This is a genomic window from Peribacillus sp. SRI_006 (assembly GCF_057586375.1).
Genome location: NZ_JBYCZT010000002.1, coordinates 75,103 through 98,019, shown reverse-complemented (window position 1 = coordinate 98,019; position 22,917 = coordinate 75,103). Strand labels below are relative to the sequence as shown.

Sequence of the window (22,917 nt, the reverse complement as noted above, 5' to 3'; positions counted from 1 at the left end):
ATTCTATTAGACAACGGTTCCTTCCATTTTAGAACTTCATTTCATTTATAAATTTGACTATATTCAGGAATAAAGTCTTAGCGATTTACTCCTCCTTCGAAAGCCCATAAAAAAAGAAAAGTCCAACCCGGACTTTTCTTTTTTCACTTATTTATAGAGCAAGTAATTTTTGCGAACCTTTTTAAAGGCATCCTGCTTTACTTGATATTCTTTCAAGATTTCATTTACTGTTGAACCTTCTTTAATTCTAGACATTATCCAGCCATTGCCAATCAATAAATTGAAATTGTTGGCTGCAAGGAATTCAAAATCACCGGGATATAGATCCTGAATGGTCTTGATGATGTGAAGTCCAGTAGGGACAGCCTTGAACTGTTCTCTATCCGTTATATAAATTTCCACTCCGTGGCTTAGTTTACCTGCATGTTTTGAAAATGTAGGTGTAAAGGACGCTGCCCTGAATTTTACACCGGGTAACCTTAATGCATTTAATTTCCCAGCAAGCTCATCACCGTTTATATAAGGAGCACCTATCAACTCGAATGGTTTGGTCGTTCCTCTGCCTTCCGAGACATTCGTTCCCTCGATCAAGCCTGTAGCCGGATATACGAAAGTAGTGGAAACTGTCGGCATATTCGGTGACGGCAAGACAAAAGGGAGACCAGTATCGTCATAATCCATATCTCGCTTCCAGCCTTTCATCTTGATGACCTTGAGATCTGCTCCAATTTTAAATTCCTTATTGAATAAAGTCGCGAGTTCCCCAACCGTCATCCCATGCTTAAGCGGGATTGGATACAACCCAACAAACGATGAGAATTCAGGTTCAAGGACCGGCCCATCTACCGACTCTCCGCCTTGTGGGTTCGGCCGGTCCAGCACGATAAAGGGGATATCATTTTCTTTGGCTGCTTCCATTGCATAAGCCATCGTGTAGATATAAGTGTAATAGCGTGTTCCGACATCCTGGATATCAAAAACAAGGACCTCAACATCCTTTAACATTTCAGGTGTCGGTTTTTTCGTTTTACCATATAAACTATAAACGGGCAATCCTGTTTTTTCATCAATATAATATTCAACGCTTGCACCAGCTTGCGCATCTCCACGCACTCCATGTTCAGGACCAAATAAAGCCGTTAAATGAATATCCGGATCATCATGAAGGAGATCGACGATGCTGGTTAATTTAGAGTCGATGCCAGTTGGATTCGTAATCAAGCCGACTTTCTTTCCGCTTAAAACGTTCTTTTCTTCTTTTAAAAGAACTTCAATACCAGGACTGACCTTTTGTTTTTTCTTCTCTTTAACAGCAGTTACACTTTTTGAGGAAACGATGCCGAAACAAAGCATGCAAATGGCAAATAGGATTATCATTCTTTTCAAATTGCTTCTCTCCTTAATTTTTAATGGGTCTTCCAGATTTAATATCTAATCCATATCCATATTTATAAAGGCTTTCAGAGGGCTTAGTTACTGAAGGTATATCGACCGGCAACGTGCCTTTTGGTCTTGATTCTCCAAAAATGGTCGAGATGCCTGCCGGGATATTCGGCTGTCTATAACGCCCATTCGAATACCCTTTAAACCCGTAAACAGCAAGAATCGCCTTCGCTTCTTCAAAGTTTGCAACATCATAAGGGTTTCTTAAACTCATTAAAACAAATTCTTTGTCTTTTTTCTTGGCATGATTCATGACCGCTCTAGGGAAGGCTGTTGCCCACTTCGACGAATCTTGAATGCTGTCATCTATCACTCCATCATTGACAGCCGGATCGTTTTTGACAATATAGGAACCAGTTATGACAAAATCCGATTCATCAATGAGTCTGGCCACTTGATCTGTAAATGACTTTCCTGAAAAACTCATACCCGTTATTTGGACTTTCTTTATTTTCTTTTTATCAGCTAATTCGCTGATGCTCCTGGACATGGATTCAACTTGGTCATCAAAAGGAGCAAGAATTAAAACTTTATCATTTTTCTTAGGTTTGAAAGGCAATGTTTTGTGTTCATTTTTCAATAGAGTGATGGCATCTTCCGCCATTTCCCTTTCTTTTTTCAAATGATCTTCGTTACCGACCACTTGAAGCGCGGTTTCGATTTTTTTATCTATCGGAGTATCTTCCGGGTTTAATATCCCTCTTTTCACTTTTAGTTCAAGTATCCTCGTTACAGATTGATTGACTTGATTTAGAGGAATTTCCCCGCTTGCCACTGCTACCTTCACTGCATTGAATACAGAGGTTAGATTCTTTTCCATTTGAAGCGAATTAACCTGTGCCGGCATCAAAGCAATATCAACACCAGATTTCAGGGCAAGGACCACAGCTTCTTCCTGTCCGAAGTTGTCCGCGATGGCTTTCATATTCAAAGCATCTGTAACCACAACACCGTCAAATCCCATTTCTTCACGTAATAGACCCGTGATGACCTTTTGTGACAGCGTTGCAGGAACCATAATTTCTTGACCGTCTTTTTTACTGATATAGGTAGTGTCATCGAATGCAGGAAATTGAACATGTGCAGTCATCATCATATCAACTCCAGCATCGATGGCTCTTTGGAAAGGAAGCAGCTCGATGGAGCGCAAACGCTCTTTATCATGAGAAACAAGGGGAAGACCATAATGACTGTCGACTGCTGTATCTCCATGGCCAGGGAAATGCTTGGTCGTCGCTATCATGTTCTGATTTTGCAATCCTTTTATCATCTGAATGCCAAGCTTTGATACAAGTTCCGGATCGGAACTGAAGGATCGAACGCCAATAACAGGATTTCCGGGATTATTATTGACATCGACAGACGGTCCGAAATTGACATTTATGCCAAGTGACGACAGTTCCTTGCCAATAATTTCTCCGGATTGATATGCGTAACTCTCTTGTCTGGCTGCACCAAGTGCCATATTACCAGGAAGGTTCGTTCCAGTTTGAAGGCGAGTTACGATTCCACCTTCCTGATCAATCGTTATGAACAGCGGAAGGTCCGGGCTTGCCATCTGTAAACCATCGGTGAGCCGAACCGTTTGTTCGGTATCGACTACATTCTCAGCAAACAGAATCACACCGCCCAGATGATATTTTTTGATGATGCTTGCAACTTCCGAGTTCATTTCAATAAACCCGGTCGCCTTTGTTTCTCCTTGTTTTTGCCAATTACGAAAATCCGGCATGAGCATTTGACCGACTTTTTCATCGATTGTCATATTTTCTACGATTTCCTGTATATCTGAAACCGTTTTTTCATTCTCGTATCCCTTTGCCGTCGCATTCCCTCCCATAATGGACAAAACCAAACATAATGCGATTCCAGCTGGGGCACATATCCTTTTTATCATTCAGGCTTCCTCCCTTGTATTCTTTTTAGTTCTGTTAGCAACAATTCCAAACCACTGCCATGAAGGGGTAAAAATGAATGGAAATGAACTATATAGATCCTATAAAGAAATCAAGGCAGCATCGGGAATCCCAGCAGCCGCCTCTTTAAAAAGCCTTCATGAAATGTATCCATTTATCCCTGGATTCTTTAGTCCAATTGTTTACTCAATTATAAGTTTTATTGTTTGACCAGGCTTTAGAAGGGACAGCAAGGGAATATCTTCTTCTATAACTCTTCCTATAACGTTGACTCGGTGGTCTGCCCCTAGGTCTCTTTTGCAAATCTGAACCTCTCCCCGATACCTTCCATAAGCATCATTGTCCATCGTTATGGATCCAAGGCTTCGTGCAGCTGTATTACTCGGCTCAACATTTGCGGTGACACGGGTATTCTGCAGCCGGAAAACATCTTGAGAAACATCTGGCCTCAATTTATACTGACCGCTTTGCAAAAGTCGGGATTCCATTCTAATAGTTAGAATGTTCAGATTTTCATACGCAGTTAGATTCTCAAGCAAATTACCCTCCGTTCCCTGATCTCCAATGTAAACTCCTTCCACATGCTGGATCAGCTCAATTCCGGCGGCGTAAGGATTCATCAACCTGTGTTTTTCAAGCGTTGGAAGACCCTCATGAAGAGGACCGCGTTTACTTCCTGCACCCGGGATGAAAGCAAAGATCGGTATGCCGTATTTCTTGAACATTCTATTTTGTTCATGAAAGAACTCTTCTTCAAGGCCCGTTTCAGGCCTTGGATAAAAGTTGTGCCAAGCTATGAGACTTTCCGGTTCCACTCCGCCCCCAAGCACGGCTAAAAGTTCATCCTCATTCAACGTACTTGCATTTAGTGAGAGTGAAAACACCTTAGATAAAGATATGACCGTTTCTTTATCGAACCCATCATCAAGGCGAATCCCTTTAATACCTAATGGCCATAAATCCGTAAATTTGTTAATCCCCAAATGATCAAGCGTATTTAATGAGACATCTGCATGGATTTCCATTCCATAGTCCTCTGCAAGCTTTAAAAGCCTGATCATCCTCTTCACGAGGTCCCCCTTTTCTTCAGGAATATGGAGCGAGGTAAATGCTCTCTTCACTCCCAGGTTAGCAGCATGTATAATTTGTGTTTCTGCAAGCGGGTCCTGTAGATAAAAAGAAATTCCGATCACTTAAATTCAACCGCCATTTCATCTTTAAATCCGAACAGATACGTAAAAATAAACCCTGCTATATAGGAAATGAACAACCCAGCAAGGAACAGGGCGATTTGGTTTGGATGAACTAGAAAGGTAAGCGGCAGTCCGGACACACCGATGGAAGACGTGGCGATCCCGAATTGAGCTTGGAATGCTCCGCCTACTCCTGCACCTAAACATGCAGTTAAGAAGGGCCGGCCCAATGGCAGGGTCACTCCAAATATAAGGGGTTCACCAATACCTAGCATTCCTGAAGGAAGCCCTCCTCCGATAGCCCTCTTCAAACTTGCTTTCTTCGTTTTCATATAGATGGCAAATGCCGCTCCCACTTGGCCCGCGCCACCCATCGCCAAAATGGGAAGCAGTGGATCATCACCAATCGAATTTATCAATTCTAGATGGACAGGCGTTAAACCTTGATGTAAACCAGTAATGACGAGAGGGAGGAAGGCCGCCCCAAGCACGAATCCAGCTACAACACCGCCGAAATCCAATACATTCAATAACCCATTCGTAATGGCATCCGATAAAAACCCTCCTACCGGCATAAATACAATGTAAGTGACAATCCCGGTAATGAGTAAAGCGATGGTTGGCGTCAAAATGATATCCAGTGATTGAGGAATGAATTTCCTGACCTGTTTTTCCACCAAGGCTATGAAAATAGCTGCAAAGAGTACTCCGATCAACCCACCGCGGCCAGGGAGCAAATTTTCACCGAACAATGAAATGTCGCCGACGGCCGGATTTATGACCAAGATACCAGCAAGGGCACCAAGTGCAGGTGATCCGCCGTATTCTTTTGCAGCATTGGTCCCAACCAAAATCCCCAAGTAGGCAAACAGACCGGATCCGATAACGGTTAAAATGATGGCTAATTGTGATTCTGCTGCAAGCCAGCCCGCTTGAACGATTGCCTTTGTAATACCGGTAATCAAACCTGATGCCACTAAGGCGGGAATTAAAGGGATGAAAATACTTGCAATCCTGCGTAAAAAAAGTCTAAACGGTTTTGCGTTTTTCCTATCAATCTCTGATTTATTCTTCGAGGCCACTTCTTTTAAGTTCAAATCTCCAGAAGCTTCCCCCAGAAGCTTTTCAAATTCTGTATGAACCTTGTTCACCACGCCTGGCCCGAGAACGATTTGTATCGTTTCCTCTTCAATGACGCCAAAAACGCCTTCCGTATTTTTTATATCTTCCATTTTTACTTTCGAACGATCGATTGGCAATACCCTCAGTCTCGTCATACAATGTGCAGCATCGGCAACATTAGATGCCCCACCTAATTTCCTCAATAACTCTTCTGCTAAACTGGCGTACTTATCCCCCTTACCCATTCATAAGCCCCCTTTTTCAAATCTCGGATTAATCATTTATATCGATCTGTCATCGATTTAATGGCAGACCTGGTGTTATCAATATATTGGACAGTTTCTTCATACTGCTCTGAAGCCATCCCCAAAAACAAAATGTCAATCATATATAATTGCGCCAATCGTGAGGATGTTGCTGCACTTCGAAATGGTGCTTCATTCGAATAGGATGTAAACAATGTGGCATCACACAAAGAAGATACCGTTGTTTGGCCATAATGGGTCAGCCCGATTGTCTTGACCCCACGTTCCTTTGCCAGCTTCAATATATTGACAACTTCAGGTGTTTCCCCAGAGAATGAAATGGCAAAAACGATGTCATTCTCATCAGCATTTGCAATCAGGGTTGCAACTAAATGCATATCTGTAAAAGCCGTTGCTCCTTTATTGATGCGAAGTAATTTTTGCTGAGCATCCGCAGCAACTATATTCGAAGCACCCACACCGCAAAAGTGGACGGTTTTTGCATTCAGCATCAGCGTCATGGCATGTTTTAGATTATCATGATCGATTATTTCAGATGTGTCCCGGATGGTCTGAATCGAATTACTCGTTGTTTTCTCCACAATCCGGTACAGTGATTCGGAAGGCTCGATATCCCGGTAGCCCTGTTCAACCGTCTTCATCAAATCTCCGGCAATCCTTATTTTCAGATCTTGATATCCTTTTATTCCAAGCGATTTACACAACCTAATAACAGCAGCCCCGCTTGTTTGGGCAGACGTACTTAATTCCTGTACAGTGCTGTTCACAACTTCATGAGGATTCTGCAGAATATATTCCGCTAGTTTTTGTTCTGATTGCGGCAGCTTGGTCAACATCGTCTGTATGATGGATAATCCTCCTGTAGCCATTGCTTCCCTCCTAATCTTCATAGATCGAGATGGCTTTTCTGACATCTCCATCCGCTTTTTCCAGTAACTCCATAGCTTTTTCATAATCTGTTGCCGTTTTTATCATGACAATCGCTGGCTTAACTTGATTATTTGCCTTTTCAAGCATATTCAAAGCTTGATCATAATCAGCATTCGTTACTGTTTCTATGATGTTTACTGCACGATCCTTCAGTTTTTGATTACTGACATTTACATCGACCATCAGATTTTCATAGACTTTGCCCAATCGGATCATTGTTGCCGTTGAAATCATATTGAGTACCATTTTATGTGCGGTTGCCGCTTTCATTCTCGTGGATCCTGTTAACACTTCCGGCCCGACCACCACTTCAATCCCTATATCAGCTTCTTTCGTGATGCTCGAGTTATTATTGCAGGATAAAGCGACCGCTTTAGCCCCGACCTTTCTTGCATAACGCAAAGCACCCTTCACATAAGGAGTGCGCCCACTTGCCGCAATGCCAATAACCGTATCATTTGCTGTAAGCGCCACGTCAATCAGGTCACTTTCCCCAAACTCTTCTTTATCCTCTGCACCTTCAACAGCCCGAACAAATGCCTTTTCCCCTCCTGCGATTATTCCCAGCACCCTATCAGGCGGAGTGCTGAAAGTCGGGGGACATTCCACAGCATCCAGCACTCCGAGCCTTCCGCTCGTTCCTGCTCCGATGTATATGAGTCTCCCTCCTTTTTTTAACGATTCGCAAGCCCATTCAACTGCCGTTTCAATCTCTGGCAATACCTCCTGAACTGCTGCTGCCACTTTAAAATCTTCTTTATTGATTGCAGAAATGATGTCCATTGTAGTAACACTGTCGATATTCATCGTCTTTTCGTTCCGTAATTCAGTCGTTAATGAACGCAAATGTTCTTCCATAGACTATTTAATCCTCCTATAAACAATCACTTAAATATAATTTCATTTTTTAATAGAAAATAATGAAATTATATTTCATATTATATTCAATGATAGCGTTTTCATTACTCGGAGACAAGATATTTTTGTAAAATTTGTTAACCAGCAATCTCCGTTCTTCAAAACTCGATGCTGGCGGACTTGCATCTATCCCTTTCAGAGTGGCTTAATTTACCCAAAGGAGCCTACTATTTTTAGTGTGGATTTACTCAACAAAAAAAACGTGTACCGTCACCTTATTAGGAACGATACACGCAATTTTGCAAAATGCTAAACTAGTATACTACTACAGACCCGGTACACCTGTACTCCTTTACCCAGTTAACGGATCGGGACTACTTTCCCGTTTTCTACTGCACCGACGACAATAGTTGATGCAAATCCTCCATTTTTATCTATCGAGGGAATATCGTAAATTTTTTGATCTGGCCCTATATTTGAAAGCCCGTCTTGCATATGTTTACGGATAGCCTTGGCATCATCAACGCTGCCTGCTGATTTCATCGCTTCCACAAACGCATACATCGCGATATAATTCAATCCTACTTCGGAGCTTGGATCTTCCTTATAATTCTTTTGATATTTCTCGACGAATGCAGGCACTGCTTCTTCATCTGAGTCCATCAATGGCAGAACGCCAATCGAGCCTTCCAATGTTTCATATGAACCTGCAATCGGCTTCATTTGATCCAGCTTTGCTTGATCCATGATGATGAAACCGCCTTTAAATCCCAGCTCCCGAGCTTGCTTTGCCACTTTTGCCGTAGGTTCCGAAGCTCCACCGATGAATAGCACATCAGGATCTTTTTTCAAGGCATTTGTGACAATCGTAAAGAAATCGGTTTCTTTGGCGAAATCAATCGAAGAATTATAAACGACTTTTCCGCCTTGCTTTTTCCAATGTGGGAGCACGGCTTCCGTCCAGTCCTTACCGTATTGTGAAGATGTTGGCAAAGCGGCAATTTTCTTGCCGAAATGTTCCATCGCATATGTTGTAAAAGGCTCGATATACCCCTCGTAATTCGGTGGGATTCGAACAGTTAATGAATTTCCGCTCTCGGTCACTGCCGGTTCACTCGTATATGCACCAATGATGAATTCCTCTTGTTCATTAAAAACCTGAAGTGCCAGCACGCCTCCGCTGTGAGGCGTGAATATGATCGGCGTATCATATTCCTGAATTAAACGTTTAGCATTCGACCCTGTTTCATTAGGTAAGTATTTATCGTCCAACGATACTAAGTTCAACGTGTATTTCTTACCATCTACTTCAAAACCACCAGCATCATTAATTTCATTGACGGCCATTTCGACACCATTCAATGTCCGTTTCCCATATAACGCTGCTGCCCCGCTTAAAGGACCGCTAAAACCGATGTTTACGACATTGTCATTTTTTCCTTTACTGCCACTGCTGGACACAGGGCTATCCCCTTTATTGCACCCGGTCAAAACAGTGATGGTTAGCAGGAGAAAGACAAATAATACTTTCAGTTTTTTCATAAAAATCCCCCATTCAATTTATTCAGGCCCCAATATACGCTTTCCTTACTTCATCATTGGCTAATAACTCACTTGCTGTTCCTTGAACGACAATTTCCCCATTTTCAAAAACATATCCTTTATCTGCAATGCTTAGGGCAGCATTCGCGTTTTGTTCAGCAAGCAGAACCGTGATTCCTTCGCGGTTTATTTCTTCAATGACTTGAAACATTTGTTCGACAATGAGTGGAGCGAGTCCCACCGAAGGCTCATCAAGCATCAACAATTTCGGTTTTGACATCAAAGCCCTTCCAATTGCGAGCATTTGCTGTTGGCCGCCGCTCAGGCTTCCCGCTTCATCATGATGCTTTTCTTTTAAAATCGGGAATAAGTGATAGACGTATTCCAAGGAATCCTTGATCTCCGCTTTTTTCTTTCGATGCACATAGGCACCCATCCGCAGATTTTCCTGAACGGTCATCTGTGGAAACAGTTTACGTCCTTCGGCACACTGAACGATCCCCTCCCGAACATTCTTATCCGGGGCACGGCCCCCTATCGGCATGCCTTGAAAATGGATTTCCCCCTTGGAAAGCTTACTGATTCCGCTTATGGAACGAAAAGTCGTGCTTTTTCCTGCCCCATTAGCTCCTAGCAAAACAACGATCTCTCCCTCGGCAACTTCGATATTCACATGGTTTATCGCAGTGAAACTTCCATAATTAACGGCGACATCTGTTAACTTAAGCACTGGCACTCCCTCCCAAATAGGCTTTAATGACCGCTTCATTTCCGCGGATTTCCTTAGGAGTGCCCTCGGCAATTTTTTCTCCGTAATTAAGGACCATGATGTGGTCTGCCAAGTTCATGATCATATGCATTTTGTGCTCGATTAAACAAACGGTCAGTCCCGATCGATTCAATTTTTTAATCAGTTCTGTCAAGCCTTCCGTTTCATCCGGGTTGATTCCCGCAGCAGGTTCATCAAGAAAGATGATTTCCGGTTCTGTCGCTAGGGCTAGGGCAATGGCTGTCCGTTTCTTTTCCTCCTGTGAGATGTTCGAGACCATTCTGTCAGCCGATTCCGTTAATCCGACAATATCAAGCACCTCCATAGCCTTATCCCTGCAAGCCGCTTCCTCCCGTTTTAAACGTTTTGTTCTTAGAATGGCATCCATCAAATTGGATTTTGTTCGCAGTCTATGACCGACAATGACATTATCCAACACGGTCGATTGATCGAAAAGGCTTGTCGTTTGAAAGGTTCTTGAAATTCCGAGCCCCGCTATTTCATTGGCAGGAAGTTTGGTGATATCAATCCCTTTAAAAAGGACCGTCCCGGAAGTCGGTCGATGAAAGCCACTGATCAAGTTAAAAAAAGTGGATTTCCCTGCACCATTTGGCCCGATTATTGCATTGATTCTACCTTTTTCAATTGAAAAATCCACATTATTGACGGCCGCCAATCCTCCGAAACGCTTTGTCAAATTCTTAGTTTCGATTAGCAAATTCATCCCTCCTCAGCTTTTATGTGCAATTCGCCCCTAACCCCGGACAGCGCATTATCTTTTCGCTTTCTTTGCCAATCAAAGAAGGCCCCTGCGATTCCGCGCGGATAAAAGATAATAATCACCGTAAGTAATGGTCCGAATATCAACATTCGATATTCTTGAAGGAATTGCAGATTCTGCGACAGGATTACTAATAATAATGTTCCTACCAATGGACCTGAAAGTGTGCCGATTCCACCAACCAATAAATACATCAATAGATCGAACATGATGGCGGTTGATCCGATATCAGGTCCAATGAAACGGATGAATGAAGCATACAAGGCACCTGCCAAACCTGCGAAGAATGTGGATAGGACAAATGCGGTTAACTTATTCTTCATTGTGGATATACCAATTGTTTGTGCAAGGTCCTCGCTGTTCCTGATGGCCATATACGTTCTGCCGGTCAACGAGCGTATAATTCGATACACGATTAAAATCACTGCAAGCAGGAAAATGAGAACGAGATAATATTGGGATGCTGCAGTATCGAATGTGATCGGCCCTATATTCCCAGGAGCAGGGATCCCGATCAATCCCCTAACCCCCTCTGTAAGTCCCTCCCATTTATCGATCACCAGATAAATGATGTAACCCACACATAGGGTATAAATCGCGAAAAAGTGTTCCTTTGTCCTTAGCGCAATCAAACCGATTAAAAACCCAATGGCACATGTGATTAAACATGCACATATTAGTGCCAGCCAAAAGTTCATTCCCGCTTTTACTGTGAGCAGGCCAAGAGAATACGCTCCAATCGCAAAAAATCCAGCATGTGCAAGCGAGAGATACCCAGTATAGCCTGATAATAAATTGATTCCATAAACAGCTATCGCCCAGATGAACGAAAGTGTCAGCATATGGAGATAATAATCGTTTTGCGCGATATAGGGGAATGAAAAAGCAAAGACGATAAGAGCGATAATCCCATTTCTTTTCGTTAATATCCTCACACTACCTCTCCCCCTTTGCAAAAAGACCTGTTGGTTTCACCGTTAATATGGTGACTAAAAGTATGAATGCAATGATGTCTTTATAATCATTTGAAATATAAGTTGCACCCAGGCTCTCACTGAAACCTAGGATATATCCACCTACGATCGCCCCCGGGATGCTGCCCATCCCACCCAATATGATAATGACGAAGGCTTTTAGGATGACTAAATGCCCCATGCCGGGAAAAACAAGATTAATCGGTGATGCAAGGGATGAAGCGATGGCTGCTAATCCCCCCGATATCATGAAGGTAAGCATCGCGACTTTATTAATGTTAATTCCTACTAATGACGCCCCTTCACGGCTTTGGGACATTGCAATTATCGTCGAACCGGCATAAGTTTTCTTTAGGAAAAGGTAAAGTAAAACCATCACTGCGATAGCTGACACGATGATCAATAATCGCTGAAGTGTGAACGTCAGTCCCAGGATATTGACGACTTGACCATATGGAGAAGTCATAGTATGGAAGTCGGCACCCCAGACAAATTGGGCAAAAGCTTCAAGAAAAAGGAGAATGCCGATGGCTGCAATCTTATCGTGCAACGGAGGTGCCTCCCTTAACAGGCGGAACACGAAACGTTCCAAAAGGACTCCCAACAAACCAACAACGATAATGGATACGAACATGGCCATCCAGTAATTGACCCCATATAATGTCATCATTGACAACGTGATATATCCTCCCAACATATATAGGGCACCGTGTGCAAAGTTCGGAATATGCAAAATTCCATATACTAGCGTCAAGCCCAGTGCAACGAGACTATATACGCTGCCAATCGTCAAACCATTAAAAAGCTGCTGGATCAAAATTTCCATTTATTTCCTCCTTGAAAATTAATGAACTTCACTTTGCTGTTCCTGGCTCACAATCCTGTCCATATTTTAAAAGCACACATCTGTATTAAAAAACATTTTCACACACTCTCCCATAGCATCAACATCTCAGGAATGGCCAATAAGCTTTAATTCCCTTTATTCTCCGCCTATAGAAATAGCTTAGGCATTCCTTGTTAGCGCTTTCATTTTTTTCGTGCGTAACGATCGTGACAAGCTGTATTTAGGGAAAGCCAATGATTCCATTTTCTGTTTGGTTTATACATGGTGGCCGTCTGGTTTTTTCACCCCTTTCACCTCGCACCTTCCATAGGAGAATCATTCCGCAGAATAATTTCCAGATTAATTTCCAGATCCAGATTAATTTCCAGATAATAATGCAAGTGCCGTGCCAAACATTAAATCACCTTCAATAAGGCTATTAACCAGTCTGTGAATTCATTATTGAATTGTAAAATCTCAAAAGTATCGGTTCCATACGGGATGTCCTTCATTCACTATTGACTGAAAAAATCATTTCTGAATCAAAAAAAATTAAAATGGAAAGGAACCAAAAAATCCCGTTTATAACTTCCATCATTTCACATATTAGCAGGCGGGTAATGTAAAAAAACACTACCTAAGAACCAATAATTTTCTAAGGTAATAAAGCCCGTCATCCCCCAAAAACGTGTAAATATAATTAGGAATTCAGTCAAAAAGACAGCACCTCCAATTTTGGATAATTTCCAAAATTGGAGGTGCTGCTCATACTTACCTATCATTTACACGACCTCGATATTTTTTAAGTTTCTTCACGATTGTTGCCTGAGGAATCAAGCGCTTCTCCAATTTCATGGTAATTTGGTAGGTTTAAGCCGCTTTCGTCAAGATTTCCTTATTTGCTTTTACCACGGAGATCAGCTAGTAAATTATTGTTAATCCTCAAATCTCTTACCGATCGAATGGGTCACGCATTCATAATGTCTAAGAACCGTTACCTTGCAGTTGTACTTAACTCACGATTTAATGTTACCTCACTTTTTAGAGTTAGTTCATCCTTAGGTTTTTTCTACACTTCTCCGTTTTTTTCATTGTCACGCTTACGATTCATGGTTTTTAACGCTTTTCTATATTCTTCATCCTTCATAGCCAATCCCTTGATGTTTAAATCTTCCTGCGTCGTATCCTGGAAACATTGAAGGGCTTGGCGGTAGGCCTGATCGTTCATGTGCTTAACCTGCCCAACGGAAGCAGTTAGAGTCTCCTCTGGAACCTCTGGAAACAATTCAGATTTGTCAGGTGAATGGATGGCTTCCTTACCAGTTTCGTTTATAACCGTTTCACGTGCCATCTCTTCCTTTGAAGTTGACCAGAAATTAATCTTGAACAATCCCCCAATAACAGCCATAGCCAATCCTATGCAAGCAATAATGGTCACCATCTGACCAACCCCTTACTGTACATGTGTTAGAGTTTGTGTGACTTCCGCTACACGTTTTCCTAAAGCTCTTCCTAACTCTTGGGCTTGCTTAGGAAGCAAATCTGTACTATCAACAGGACAGGACACCCCTACCCCGTAATATGATCCATATAAAGCATTTTCTGGAACATTACCAGGTAAGCCGACGATAATCATCCCTTGGTGAAGCATTGGAGTAATGAGGTTAAGCATCGTTGCTTCTAATCCTCCATGGACGGTAGCAGTCGTACAAAATACAGCACCAATTTTGTTTATCAGCTTACCTTCTGCCCATAAGAACCCTAATTTATCTATCCAAGCTTTTAATCCAGAGCTAATCGTCCCGAAATGTCCAGGACATCCCCACACAATCGCATCCATTTCTGATAGCTTATATACATCTGCCTGATCCACATGATCTATATGCACTTCTGCACCATACACTTCTTGAGCCCCTTCCGCTATTGAATATGCCAGTGCCTTTGTATGTTCACCTTCACTATCATAGACTACATAGATTTTCATAAAATTCCCCACTCCTCTTGGTTGCATTGATGCGAATTTTCATCTACAACGAGATTTTAACTTTAGCATTCATACCAGGAAGTACTTTGGCAGATGGATTCATAATTGAGATTTTAACAGAAACTTTTTGAGTGACCTTTGTGAAATTGCCCGTATTCGACTCTGGTAAAGACGAAAATACAGATTTAGTAGCATAGCCGATTTCTTCAACTTTTCCTTCGAAAGTTACGTCGGTATCGCCATCTACGTTTATATCCACTGAATCGCCTTTTTCAATATCCTTTAAATCTGTTTCCTTGATGTTAGCTGTAATGTATAAATGCTTGAGGTCTGCAGCTTGGGCTAGCACTTGGCCACCTTGTACTAGCTGGTCATTTCCTGCTCCATTTTTAATAATCGTTCCCTCCATGGTAGACTTTATGGAAACGGCTTGACCTTCTTCATCAATTGTTCCTATTGCCTTTCCTTTTGTAACAGCTTTACCCTCTTTAATATTCCAATCTTTGAGCATACCAGAAGCTGGTGCTACAATTTGAACCATGTCTGCAGATACCTTCGCATCATCGGTTTTAACAAAGTTCTCATTTTGATAATAAAAGTAGGCACCGCCTGCTAGCAAAGCAATTACAACAAGAATACCTAAAATATTGGCAATTATTAAACGACCTTTACTCATACGTATTTCCCCTTTTTATTCGTTTTTTCCAATGGTGCTGGAAGTAAAATGTGCTGCTCTTTCTGCACTAGCGACCTTCCTTTGCCCGTTACAGCCTTTCCGATGGAAGCTAACAACATGATTATGCCTAATACCAGGAGAATGGTAAATAAATCATGGTAAGCACCTAGAAGCGCACCTTTTTGACTATTCTCAACCATTGAATAATAAGCCATGCTTTTTGCCTCTGTAAGTGTATGTCCATTATTGATATAATTGCGGACCAATCCGGCCATCTCTGAGTTAGTTTCGGGATTCAATAGAGATATTTCCCCTCGAACATCTTCATAGTGAATCGCATGCATTCGATAAGCGAACCATCCTAGTACTGGTCCAGCAATTGAACCAAATAAATTTCTCATTGAATGCAGGGATGATGACCGTAGTACTGCCTTGTGAATGTCACCTGCTAGTGCTGTTCCCAATGCCCCTGATAATAGCACCATGCTTACGCCTACGCCTATACAAGCCATTTGAACATTTATTGCCGTTAAAGAAACCTCGGTTCCCATTGATCTCCATTGAATACTGATCATTATGATGATGATGGATCCTACCATTCCCAGCCTGCCTGCACCCCATTTGTCATACAGCAAAGTACAGATGATGCCAGACACCAAAAAGCCAACAAAAAACCACAAATAAAAATACGTAAGATATATGAATGGAGGATCAAGAATGTTACTCAAAAACCCATTAGCTCCTGCAATCGCGACGATAAGAGCAATATGAGCAGTTAAAGCCATAATTGTTCCTGAAACTGTTTTTGCTGACCACAATGATCGGATTGGAATAAAGGGATCAACAGCATTAAAATCAACCGCTATGAACAATAACGCCAATAGAAGAGCAATCACAAAAAATGGCCAAACCTGATTTGATGTAAAGCCTTGTTCTTGTAAGTTATACAGCGGGAAAATCAAGTCCAATATTAATAAAGTGAATAAGAAAATTCCTTTCATGTTATGTTTCGTCGTTCCTGAGTTTAACTCTGGCTTCGTTTTGGGTAATATCCTGAACCCTATTACAAGGCAAATGAGGGATGAGAGAATATTTAACAAGAATATCCATCGCCACTCTGAAATACTTAAAGATAAGGATCCAACAAATGCACCTACCGCGCTGCAACCAAATAAACCACCTATCGCAAACAATATAAACAGATTCCGCACCTTGTTTGGGTAAGACCTTAAACTAAGCGGTAGGATTGTCAGAAACAATACACCTGCCCCTAAACCTTGGAGTGATCTGCCAATGGTGAGCGGAATGATCCCCCAGCATAGAATATTGATGATCGTTCCACCAAGGAATATGAAAATGAAAGTAAGATAAATTTTTCTTATTCCATATTTCATGGGAAGGATACGTCCAAATGGGAGACCTAACGAAAAAGCCAAATTTGAGCAAAGGGATGGAAGTAACATAACGTGTGTACTTAAGTTAAGTCCATTTTGAATAACCATTTGATTCAAGATGTAGGAAAGACTTGTAAAGTATTGAGGCCCAAATGAAAATAACGTTAATAGAGATATGAGCACGTATTCCGGCAAGAGGGGTTTCTTCATCTCGCCACTCAATACATTATTTTGTGAATTCATATAATTCCCCCTTTCTTTCTAAGCTAATTTTGAATGTCAAATTCCATTCCTTAATATTTTTAAAAGAAAAAAGTCTTCACCATCCATTCATATTGAGCAGTTAAACATGCAACATACCCAAACTTGCTATTTACAATTTGTATTATACAACATATATAAAATATAGCAATAAAAAAATATTACCCAAACTAACCTATAACACGGAAAAATGAAAAAGCCTAATTCAAATAAGAACATTTGAATTAGGCTTTTTCATGAAAAGGTTCATTAAAATATGTAATAAACATTACTGGTTCTGCTAATCAAAATTCGGATTATCTTTTTTTCCAGTTCTTAATATCCTGATTCAAACGTGTTAAATTCCTCTGAAGAACGTTTAAATCTTCCTCTGACCAGTCTTTAAGAATATCGGATAATCTTTCTTGACGAGACTTCTGAGCATTATGTAATATTTCTTGCCCTTCTTTCGTCATGACAATTAAGCTGATTCGTCCGTTTTTCGGATCTGGATAACGGCGAATGAATTCCTTTGACTCCATAGCGGCAACCTGGCGACTTGCGGTAGACACATTCAGTCTCAATTGGTCTGACAATTCATTAATGCCTAGTGGCCCATGCTTATCCAATTCACTTAGCAATAAAAACTCGGATCGATCTAGGTTGCCTATTTGTCTACTGGGGGATGTTGTTAGACGTACAAGCAGGGCTATGTCATATTCAATTAACTGGAGTGAGTCCAAAATCTATATCTCCCTTCTAGTGATTTACTTGAAAAATAATTAGGCTGAACTGTGAAGCTGGTTCTTTATATATATTTTCCAATTAAAATGATCCACTACCCTTGTATGTGTATAAAAACAATATACATGATTTTCAATGGCTTACCAAGTTTTAAAGCCTTAATAAACCCATTTAAATCAATATATTGAATAGGTTTTAATCAGATATCTTATTGATAAATTCCCCTGTTTGTCTCTGACATTCTAAAGGTTCGAGCGAAAATCAGTGTTAATAAATTAATTCTGTAACTTTACATATTCTTCCTCACCTGTATAAATCCGCTTTTCCTCTTATTCATCGGAACTTTAAATAAATAAATATGTTGATCGAGCAGATTGGTTTCTCAGTAAGACCGTCCTCTAGCCAAAGATGTTGACATCTGGTGAATCTAGGTTGGACACCGCTGCTCCATTCTATATTATCTTTTCGTCTTTGGTTCACATTCAATTTATATTTTTTTATTGAATTTTCGCCACTCGTATAATCAGTCAAAAAAACTGTACCTCCCATTTTCTAACATTGGAAGGTACAGTTCAAACTCATCTATTCTTTTCCACTGACCTTTAATCGATATTTTTTAAGTTTCCTCACGATTGTTGCCTGACTGGATTCCAGGGCTTCTGCTATTTCATATGTAGTTTGGTAGGTTTGAGCCGCTTTCGTCAAAATTTCCTTTTCGGCTCTTTCCACCGCTTCTTTTAAAGTTAAGGTAGCATTGAGGTTCGGTTGATTCCGATTTTCCGGCTGATATTCTTCCGGAAGGTCGTTAATCGATAATATTCGATTATCCGTCAGCACGACGAGCCTTTCCACAATATTAATCAATTCACGGACATTTCCTGGCCAATCATGTTGATAAAAATATTCCTTCAACCGCGAATCTATTTCTTTTGAGAATTTATATTGTTCGTTTGCTTTTGTTAAAAACAAGTCAGTCAATGCCAAGATATCCTCTCTTCTTTCCCTTAGAGGAGGAATCGTAATCGGAATGACATTCAACCTATAAAAGAGGTCTTCACGAAAATCACCCGTTTTGACCATTTCCGAAAGATTTCGGTTCGTGGCTGCTATTATGCGAACATCGATTTTCTTTGGTTTTGTACCTCCGATTCTTTGAATCTCCCTTTCCTGAAGGGCCCGGAGCAGCTTCACCTGAAGTTGCAGGGGAAGCTCACCGACTTCATCCAGGAATAGGATACCACTCTCTGCAAGCTCAAACATCCCTGGTTTTCCTTTTTGATTGGCTCCGGTAAATGCCCCTCCTTCATATCCAAAGAGCTCGGATTCCAATAAATCAGCGGGAATTGCCCCGCAATTTATTTTGATGAAGTCTCCTTTTTTAGACCGGATGCTCCGATTATAGATATTGCGGGCAAGGACATCCTTTCCAACACCCGTTTCTCCCAGTATGAGTACTGTCGCATCAATATCCGATATTCTTTCTGCTATCTCATAAATCATTTTCATTTTATCACTGACGAATACGACTCCATCTTTGCTCGTTATCTTCCGCAGTTTCTCAATTTCCTGCTTATATTGATGATTCAGTTCATTAGCTTTCGTCAACTCATGCATCAGTTCATTTAAATCAGATAAATCCCTTATATTCGTAACGACTTGCTCTATTTCCCCTTCTGCATTAAAAACGGGACTCCCTGTTATCAATGTTTCCTTTCCCGCAAAATTATCCTGTACGACTGATACCGTTCGTCTCAGCTTCACTACCTTATGAGTCACCGACGCATTCAGTATGCCGCGTTTAATCAATTGGTCCACAGATTTGCCGATATAGTACTCTTTTGGTATGCCTGTGATCCGTTCAATTGCCGAATTGGTATAAAGCGTGATTCCATCTTGATCGGTGATGTATATTCCATCATAGGAATTTTCGATTATTGCATCCAGTGCGCGATTCAATTTATCCGTCTCATGAGCATCAATCAGTAAATCATCCAAAAATTCCGTTTCCCTGCCTATATAAAGAATATTGTCAGCATCCATTTGTTTCATTAATAAAAATAAATACCGTTTATCATTCAGCCTTGCAGCTGCAAGCCTTTTATTATCGAGAAATTGCCACTCATCGAATTGTTCGGTTAATGTATGATTACCATCCTGGCTTAACAATTGATTAAAATAGTTTCCCCAATCCTTAATCCGATTTGCAGAATCCACGACTAGTGCAGGAAAGGTCCACTCTTTGAGCAAATTAAGCTGAGAATCCTGTTTCACTTGATTCATTACTATTCACCTCACCGCCGCAAAAAGAATTCTTTTTAAGTACAATTCTGGATAATTTTCGAAACTCCTTTAAAATTGTCGAATTTCGCTCCTAAAAAAAGTAGTGATGAAATAATTTTCATCACTACTTTACGTCAGTAAGTCTTAAAAATAACCTCTCCACTGATCGCTTCCTTACCTGACTGGTTAGTGGCCGCTACGTTGAAAAAATATCTATTCCCATTTTTTTCTTTTAGATCCGCTTGAAGAGTTATGACATCATTCAAGAAAACCATGCCCTTGAAACGAATCTTGTATTCTTCGATAAACCCAATTTCATAAAGATTACTGAATAGCTTTGCAAGGTTTCCCATCGTCCACATTCCATGTGCGATGATACCTGGAAGACCAGCATTTTTTGCTTCCTCATCAATGGTATGAATGGGATTGAAATCACCTGATGCGCCGGCATATTTAATGAGGTCCAGTCGTGTTACAGGTGCAAGCTCGATGGAATGTAACGAGTCACCAATATGAAGTTCGGTTAATGTCGTCACTTACTCATCACCATCCTTCTGATCGTTTCATTTAAAATGACAAGCTGTTCAGCAGTGAAGACAATTTCCCCATTTACATCCGTCCCATAATTTTTAAAGGCTAGAAATCCCATTTCCCCTTGTTTCCCTTTTTTCTCATAATAGTCTTTCACTTCCGTATAACAGGTGATTTCTTCCCCTACCTTAAGCGGCCTGTTATAGCGATAAACCTGCTCACCGTGAATCAAGCCTTTATTCGGGAGATTTAAGCTTTCAATCGTCCCAAAATCAAAGACCCTTGGGAAAGTTGGTGGAGCGATATTCGTACCGTACCTTGATTGCCTGCCTGTTTCTTCATCAATGAAAATCGGGTGGGGATCACCAATCGATAATGCGAATTTTTTAACGGCTCCCCGTTCAACTATATTTTTAACGGGGTTGGATCGTTTTCCAATACTTTCGTTGAACATAACATCCCGCCTTTTCCCTTAATTTTTCGGACCGCCCGCAACATATAAAACCTGCCCGCTAATGAATGAGGATGCCTCATCGGCAAAGAATGCAACAGCATGAGCAATATCACTTGGCAAACCGCTTCTGGCAACTGGAATACTGTTTGCCCTATCCTGGATGAATTGTTCAAAACTCACTCCCACCCGCCTAGCTGTTTCTTTCGTCATTTCGGTTTCGATAAAGCCTGGTGCAACCGAATTAGCCGTTATCCCATATTTGCCAAGTTCAATCGCCAGTGTTTTTGTTAACCCCTGAAGCCCAGCTTTTGCGGCTGAATAATTAGCCTGCCCGCGGTTCCCAAGGGCCGAAGTGGATGATATATTGATGATTCTTCCGTACTTATTTGCAACCATATGCTTCTGGGCGGCACGTACTGCATTGAAAGTACCTTTTAAATGCACATCCATTACCGTCTGCCAATCAGAATCGGTCATTTTAAAAAGTAAATTATCCCGGATGACCCCAGCATTATTCACGAGAATATCAAGGGATCCGAATGTGTCGGCTATTTCTTTTATCGATACTTCCACCTCTTCTGGATTGACCACGTTGGCCACTTTGGTAAAAATGGTATAACCCTTATCCCTTAGTTCATTTCCTGTTGCTGTCAAAACCTCTTCGTTGATATCGATAATCGCTACGTTTGCGCCTTCACTGGCAAACAGTTCGACGATCGCCCGGCCAATCCCCCTGCTTCCACCTGTAACTAAAGCTGTTTTCCCTGAAAATCTCCCTGTCATAATCGTCTCCTCCTAATCTATTATAAAAATTGCCCTACTTTAACATGTCCCTTAATCAAATTTCGGGAAATGATCATACGCTGTATTTCATCCGTACCATCATAAATCCTCCAAAGCCTGGCTTCGCGGTACCAGCGTTCGATGGGAAGCTCCTTCGTATAGCCCATGCCACCGTGAATCTGCAATACACGATCAACGACCCGATTCCCCATATTGGCTCCATAGAGTTTAGCCATTGAAGCTAAATGGCGGTTGTCTTCTCCATTATCAAGTGTAAAAGCCGCATTCAATACAAGCCATCTTGCGGCTTCAATCTCTACAGCGGAATCAGCTATCTGCCATTGAATGGCCTGGCGCTCAGCGATCGGTTTACCGAAAGTTACTCGTTCTTTAGCGTATTCTATAGCCATTTGCAGCAATCTTTCCGCAGAACCGACAGCACGTGCGCCCACGATCCATCTTGCAAACCCAATCCATTCCAAGCCTAGTTTATAACCGCCATGTACTTCCCCCAAGATGTTTTCTTCGGGTACCCTGACATTATCAAAAACTAAACCGGCCGGTCCCCATTCTCCCATCGTATTGATATATTCTGATCTCCAGCCCATATCACGGTCTACAATGAAACAGGTTACCCCTTCCGTCCCGGTTGCTTGATGACGTTCTTTGTCAGTTACGGCAATGACCATGACGAAATCGGCATCATTTCCTCCAGTGATGAATGTTTTTTCTCCGTTAAGCACCCATTCATTTCCTTCTTTTACTGCCGTCATTTTAATATTTCGCGTATCGGACCCAGCCCCCGGCTCCGTCATGGCAAAACAGGACTTTTTCTCACCATTAATAGTAGGGATCAGATATTTCTGTTTCTGTTCTTCATTTGCATAATAAAGGATGTTATCAGCCGAACCTCCAAAGCTGAATGGTACAAACGTTTTTGACACTTCCATCAAGACAATTGCCATCATGAGCTGACCTAGGTCTGCCCCGCCATATTCCTCCGGGGTATTGATGCCCCAAAACCCCGCTTTTTTTGCTTTTTCCTGTAAATCTTTCAATGTCCCCTCTGGTAAACTAGGTTTCCCTGCCATTTCATTGCGAAGCACTTCATTTTCCAATGGAATCAATTCATTTTCCACGAACTTGCGTATTGTTTTTTGTACCATTTTTTGTTCATCTGATAGACGTAAATCCATATTAACCCCTCCGCT

21 protein-coding genes are annotated in these 22,917 nt (G+C 41.4%); all 21 read right to left on the bottom strand.

Annotated features, from left to right (window positions below):
- Positions 1–147: 147 nt before the first annotated feature.
- Positions 148–1,353 carry an exo-beta-N-acetylmuramidase NamZ family protein gene (locus AC2YHV_RS02825; RefSeq protein ID WP_283930862.1) on the bottom strand — a complete coding sequence of 402 codons (1,206 nt, stop codon included), beginning with the start codon at positions 1,351–1,353 and terminating at the stop codon, positions 148–150.
- A 46-nt stretch (positions 1,354–1,399) separates the two neighbouring features.
- Positions 1,400–3,340: a glycoside hydrolase family 3 protein gene (locus AC2YHV_RS02820; protein ID WP_487372529.1), complete on the bottom strand. Its 1,941-nt coding sequence runs from the start codon at positions 3,338–3,340 to the stop codon at positions 1,400–1,402.
- Between the two features lie 201 nt (positions 3,341–3,541).
- Positions 3,542–4,552 carry a MupG family TIM beta-alpha barrel fold protein gene (locus AC2YHV_RS02815; RefSeq protein ID WP_487372528.1) on the bottom strand — a complete coding sequence of 337 codons (1,011 nt, stop codon included), beginning with the start codon at positions 4,550–4,552 and terminating at the stop codon, positions 3,542–3,544.
- Positions 4,549–5,919 carry a PTS transporter subunit EIIC gene (locus AC2YHV_RS02810; protein ID WP_487372527.1) on the bottom strand — a complete coding sequence of 457 codons (1,371 nt, stop codon included), beginning with the start codon at positions 5,917–5,919 and terminating at the stop codon, positions 4,549–4,551. Before AC2YHV_RS02810 ends, AC2YHV_RS02815 begins: the two co-directional genes overlap by 4 nt.
- A gap of 32 nt (positions 5,920–5,951) precedes the next feature.
- Complete coding sequence (locus tag AC2YHV_RS02805) at positions 5,952–6,809, bottom strand: MurR/RpiR family transcriptional regulator (protein WP_057277791.1); 858 nt, start codon at positions 6,807–6,809, stop codon at positions 5,952–5,954.
- A gap of 10 nt (positions 6,810–6,819) precedes the next feature.
- Positions 6,820–7,728, bottom strand: coding sequence for an N-acetylmuramic acid 6-phosphate etherase (gene murQ / locus AC2YHV_RS02800; RefSeq protein ID WP_268936866.1), 909 nt, complete (start codon positions 7,726–7,728; stop codon positions 6,820–6,822).
- A 360-nt stretch (positions 7,729–8,088) separates the two neighbouring features.
- A complete protein-coding gene (locus tag AC2YHV_RS02795; RefSeq protein ID WP_063576369.1) occupies positions 8,089–9,270 on the bottom strand; it encodes an ABC transporter substrate-binding protein in 1,182 nt (393 codons plus the stop codon).
- 22 nt (positions 9,271–9,292) lie between these two features.
- Positions 9,293–10,000 carry an ABC transporter ATP-binding protein gene (locus tag AC2YHV_RS02790; protein ID WP_063576370.1) on the bottom strand — a complete coding sequence of 236 codons (708 nt, stop codon included), beginning with the start codon at positions 9,998–10,000 and terminating at the stop codon, positions 9,293–9,295.
- The gene (locus AC2YHV_RS02785) at positions 9,993–10,763 is read right to left on the bottom strand and encodes an ABC transporter ATP-binding protein (protein ID WP_487372526.1); all 771 of its coding nucleotides are present in this window, start codon (positions 10,761–10,763) and stop codon (positions 9,993–9,995) included. The genes AC2YHV_RS02790 and AC2YHV_RS02785 overlap by 8 nt, the downstream gene beginning before the upstream one ends.
- Positions 10,760–11,728, bottom strand: coding sequence for a branched-chain amino acid ABC transporter permease (locus tag AC2YHV_RS02780; RefSeq protein ID WP_231892262.1), 969 nt, complete (start codon positions 11,726–11,728; stop codon positions 10,760–10,762). Before AC2YHV_RS02780 ends, AC2YHV_RS02785 begins: the two co-directional genes overlap by 4 nt.
- 28 nt (positions 11,729–11,756) lie before the next feature.
- A complete protein-coding gene (locus AC2YHV_RS02775; RefSeq protein ID WP_487372525.1) occupies positions 11,757–12,620 on the bottom strand; it encodes a branched-chain amino acid ABC transporter permease in 864 nt (287 codons plus the stop codon).
- A gap of 1,069 nt (positions 12,621–13,689) precedes the next feature.
- Entirely contained in the window at positions 13,690–14,061 is a 372-nt protein-coding gene (locus AC2YHV_RS02770) for a hypothetical protein (RefSeq protein ID WP_278089947.1), read from the bottom strand.
- A 12-nt stretch (positions 14,062–14,073) separates the two neighbouring features.
- Positions 14,074–14,604 (bottom strand): NAD(P)H-dependent oxidoreductase, encoded by a 531-nt coding sequence (locus AC2YHV_RS02765; protein WP_057277798.1) that lies wholly within the window; start codon positions 14,602–14,604, stop codon positions 14,074–14,076.
- A 43-nt stretch (positions 14,605–14,647) separates the two neighbouring features.
- Positions 14,648–15,280 (bottom strand): HlyD family secretion protein, encoded by a 633-nt coding sequence (locus AC2YHV_RS02760; RefSeq protein ID WP_057277799.1) that lies wholly within the window; start codon positions 15,278–15,280, stop codon positions 14,648–14,650.
- On the bottom strand, positions 15,277–16,917 hold the full coding sequence (locus tag AC2YHV_RS02755) for an MFS transporter (protein ID WP_487372524.1): 1,641 nt from the start codon (positions 16,915–16,917) through the stop codon (positions 15,277–15,279). Before AC2YHV_RS02755 ends, AC2YHV_RS02760 begins: the two co-directional genes overlap by 4 nt.
- A gap of 314 nt (positions 16,918–17,231) precedes the next feature.
- Complete coding sequence (locus tag AC2YHV_RS02750) at positions 17,232–17,657, bottom strand: MarR family winged helix-turn-helix transcriptional regulator (RefSeq protein ID WP_222619763.1); 426 nt, start codon at positions 17,655–17,657, stop codon at positions 17,232–17,234.
- A 583-nt stretch (positions 17,658–18,240) separates the two neighbouring features.
- Entirely contained in the window at positions 18,241–19,938 is a 1,698-nt protein-coding gene (locus tag AC2YHV_RS02745) for a sigma-54 interaction domain-containing protein (RefSeq protein ID WP_487372523.1), read from the bottom strand.
- Positions 19,939–20,072: 134 nt separating this feature from the next.
- Positions 20,073–20,474 carry a MaoC/PaaZ C-terminal domain-containing protein gene (locus AC2YHV_RS02740; RefSeq protein WP_053534836.1) on the bottom strand — a complete coding sequence of 134 codons (402 nt, stop codon included), beginning with the start codon at positions 20,472–20,474 and terminating at the stop codon, positions 20,073–20,075.
- A complete protein-coding gene (locus AC2YHV_RS02735; RefSeq protein ID WP_095678347.1) occupies positions 20,471–20,923 on the bottom strand; it encodes a MaoC family dehydratase N-terminal domain-containing protein in 453 nt (150 codons plus the stop codon). The genes AC2YHV_RS02740 and AC2YHV_RS02735 overlap by 4 nt, the downstream gene beginning before the upstream one ends.
- 18 nt (positions 20,924–20,941) lie before the next feature.
- Entirely contained in the window at positions 20,942–21,706 is a 765-nt protein-coding gene (locus AC2YHV_RS02730; protein WP_487372522.1) for an SDR family oxidoreductase, read from the bottom strand.
- Between the two features lie 20 nt (positions 21,707–21,726).
- Positions 21,727–22,902 carry an acyl-CoA dehydrogenase family protein gene (locus tag AC2YHV_RS02725; RefSeq protein ID WP_057277806.1) on the bottom strand — a complete coding sequence of 392 codons (1,176 nt, stop codon included), beginning with the start codon at positions 22,900–22,902 and terminating at the stop codon, positions 21,727–21,729.
- Positions 22,903–22,917: the final 15 nt, after the last annotated feature.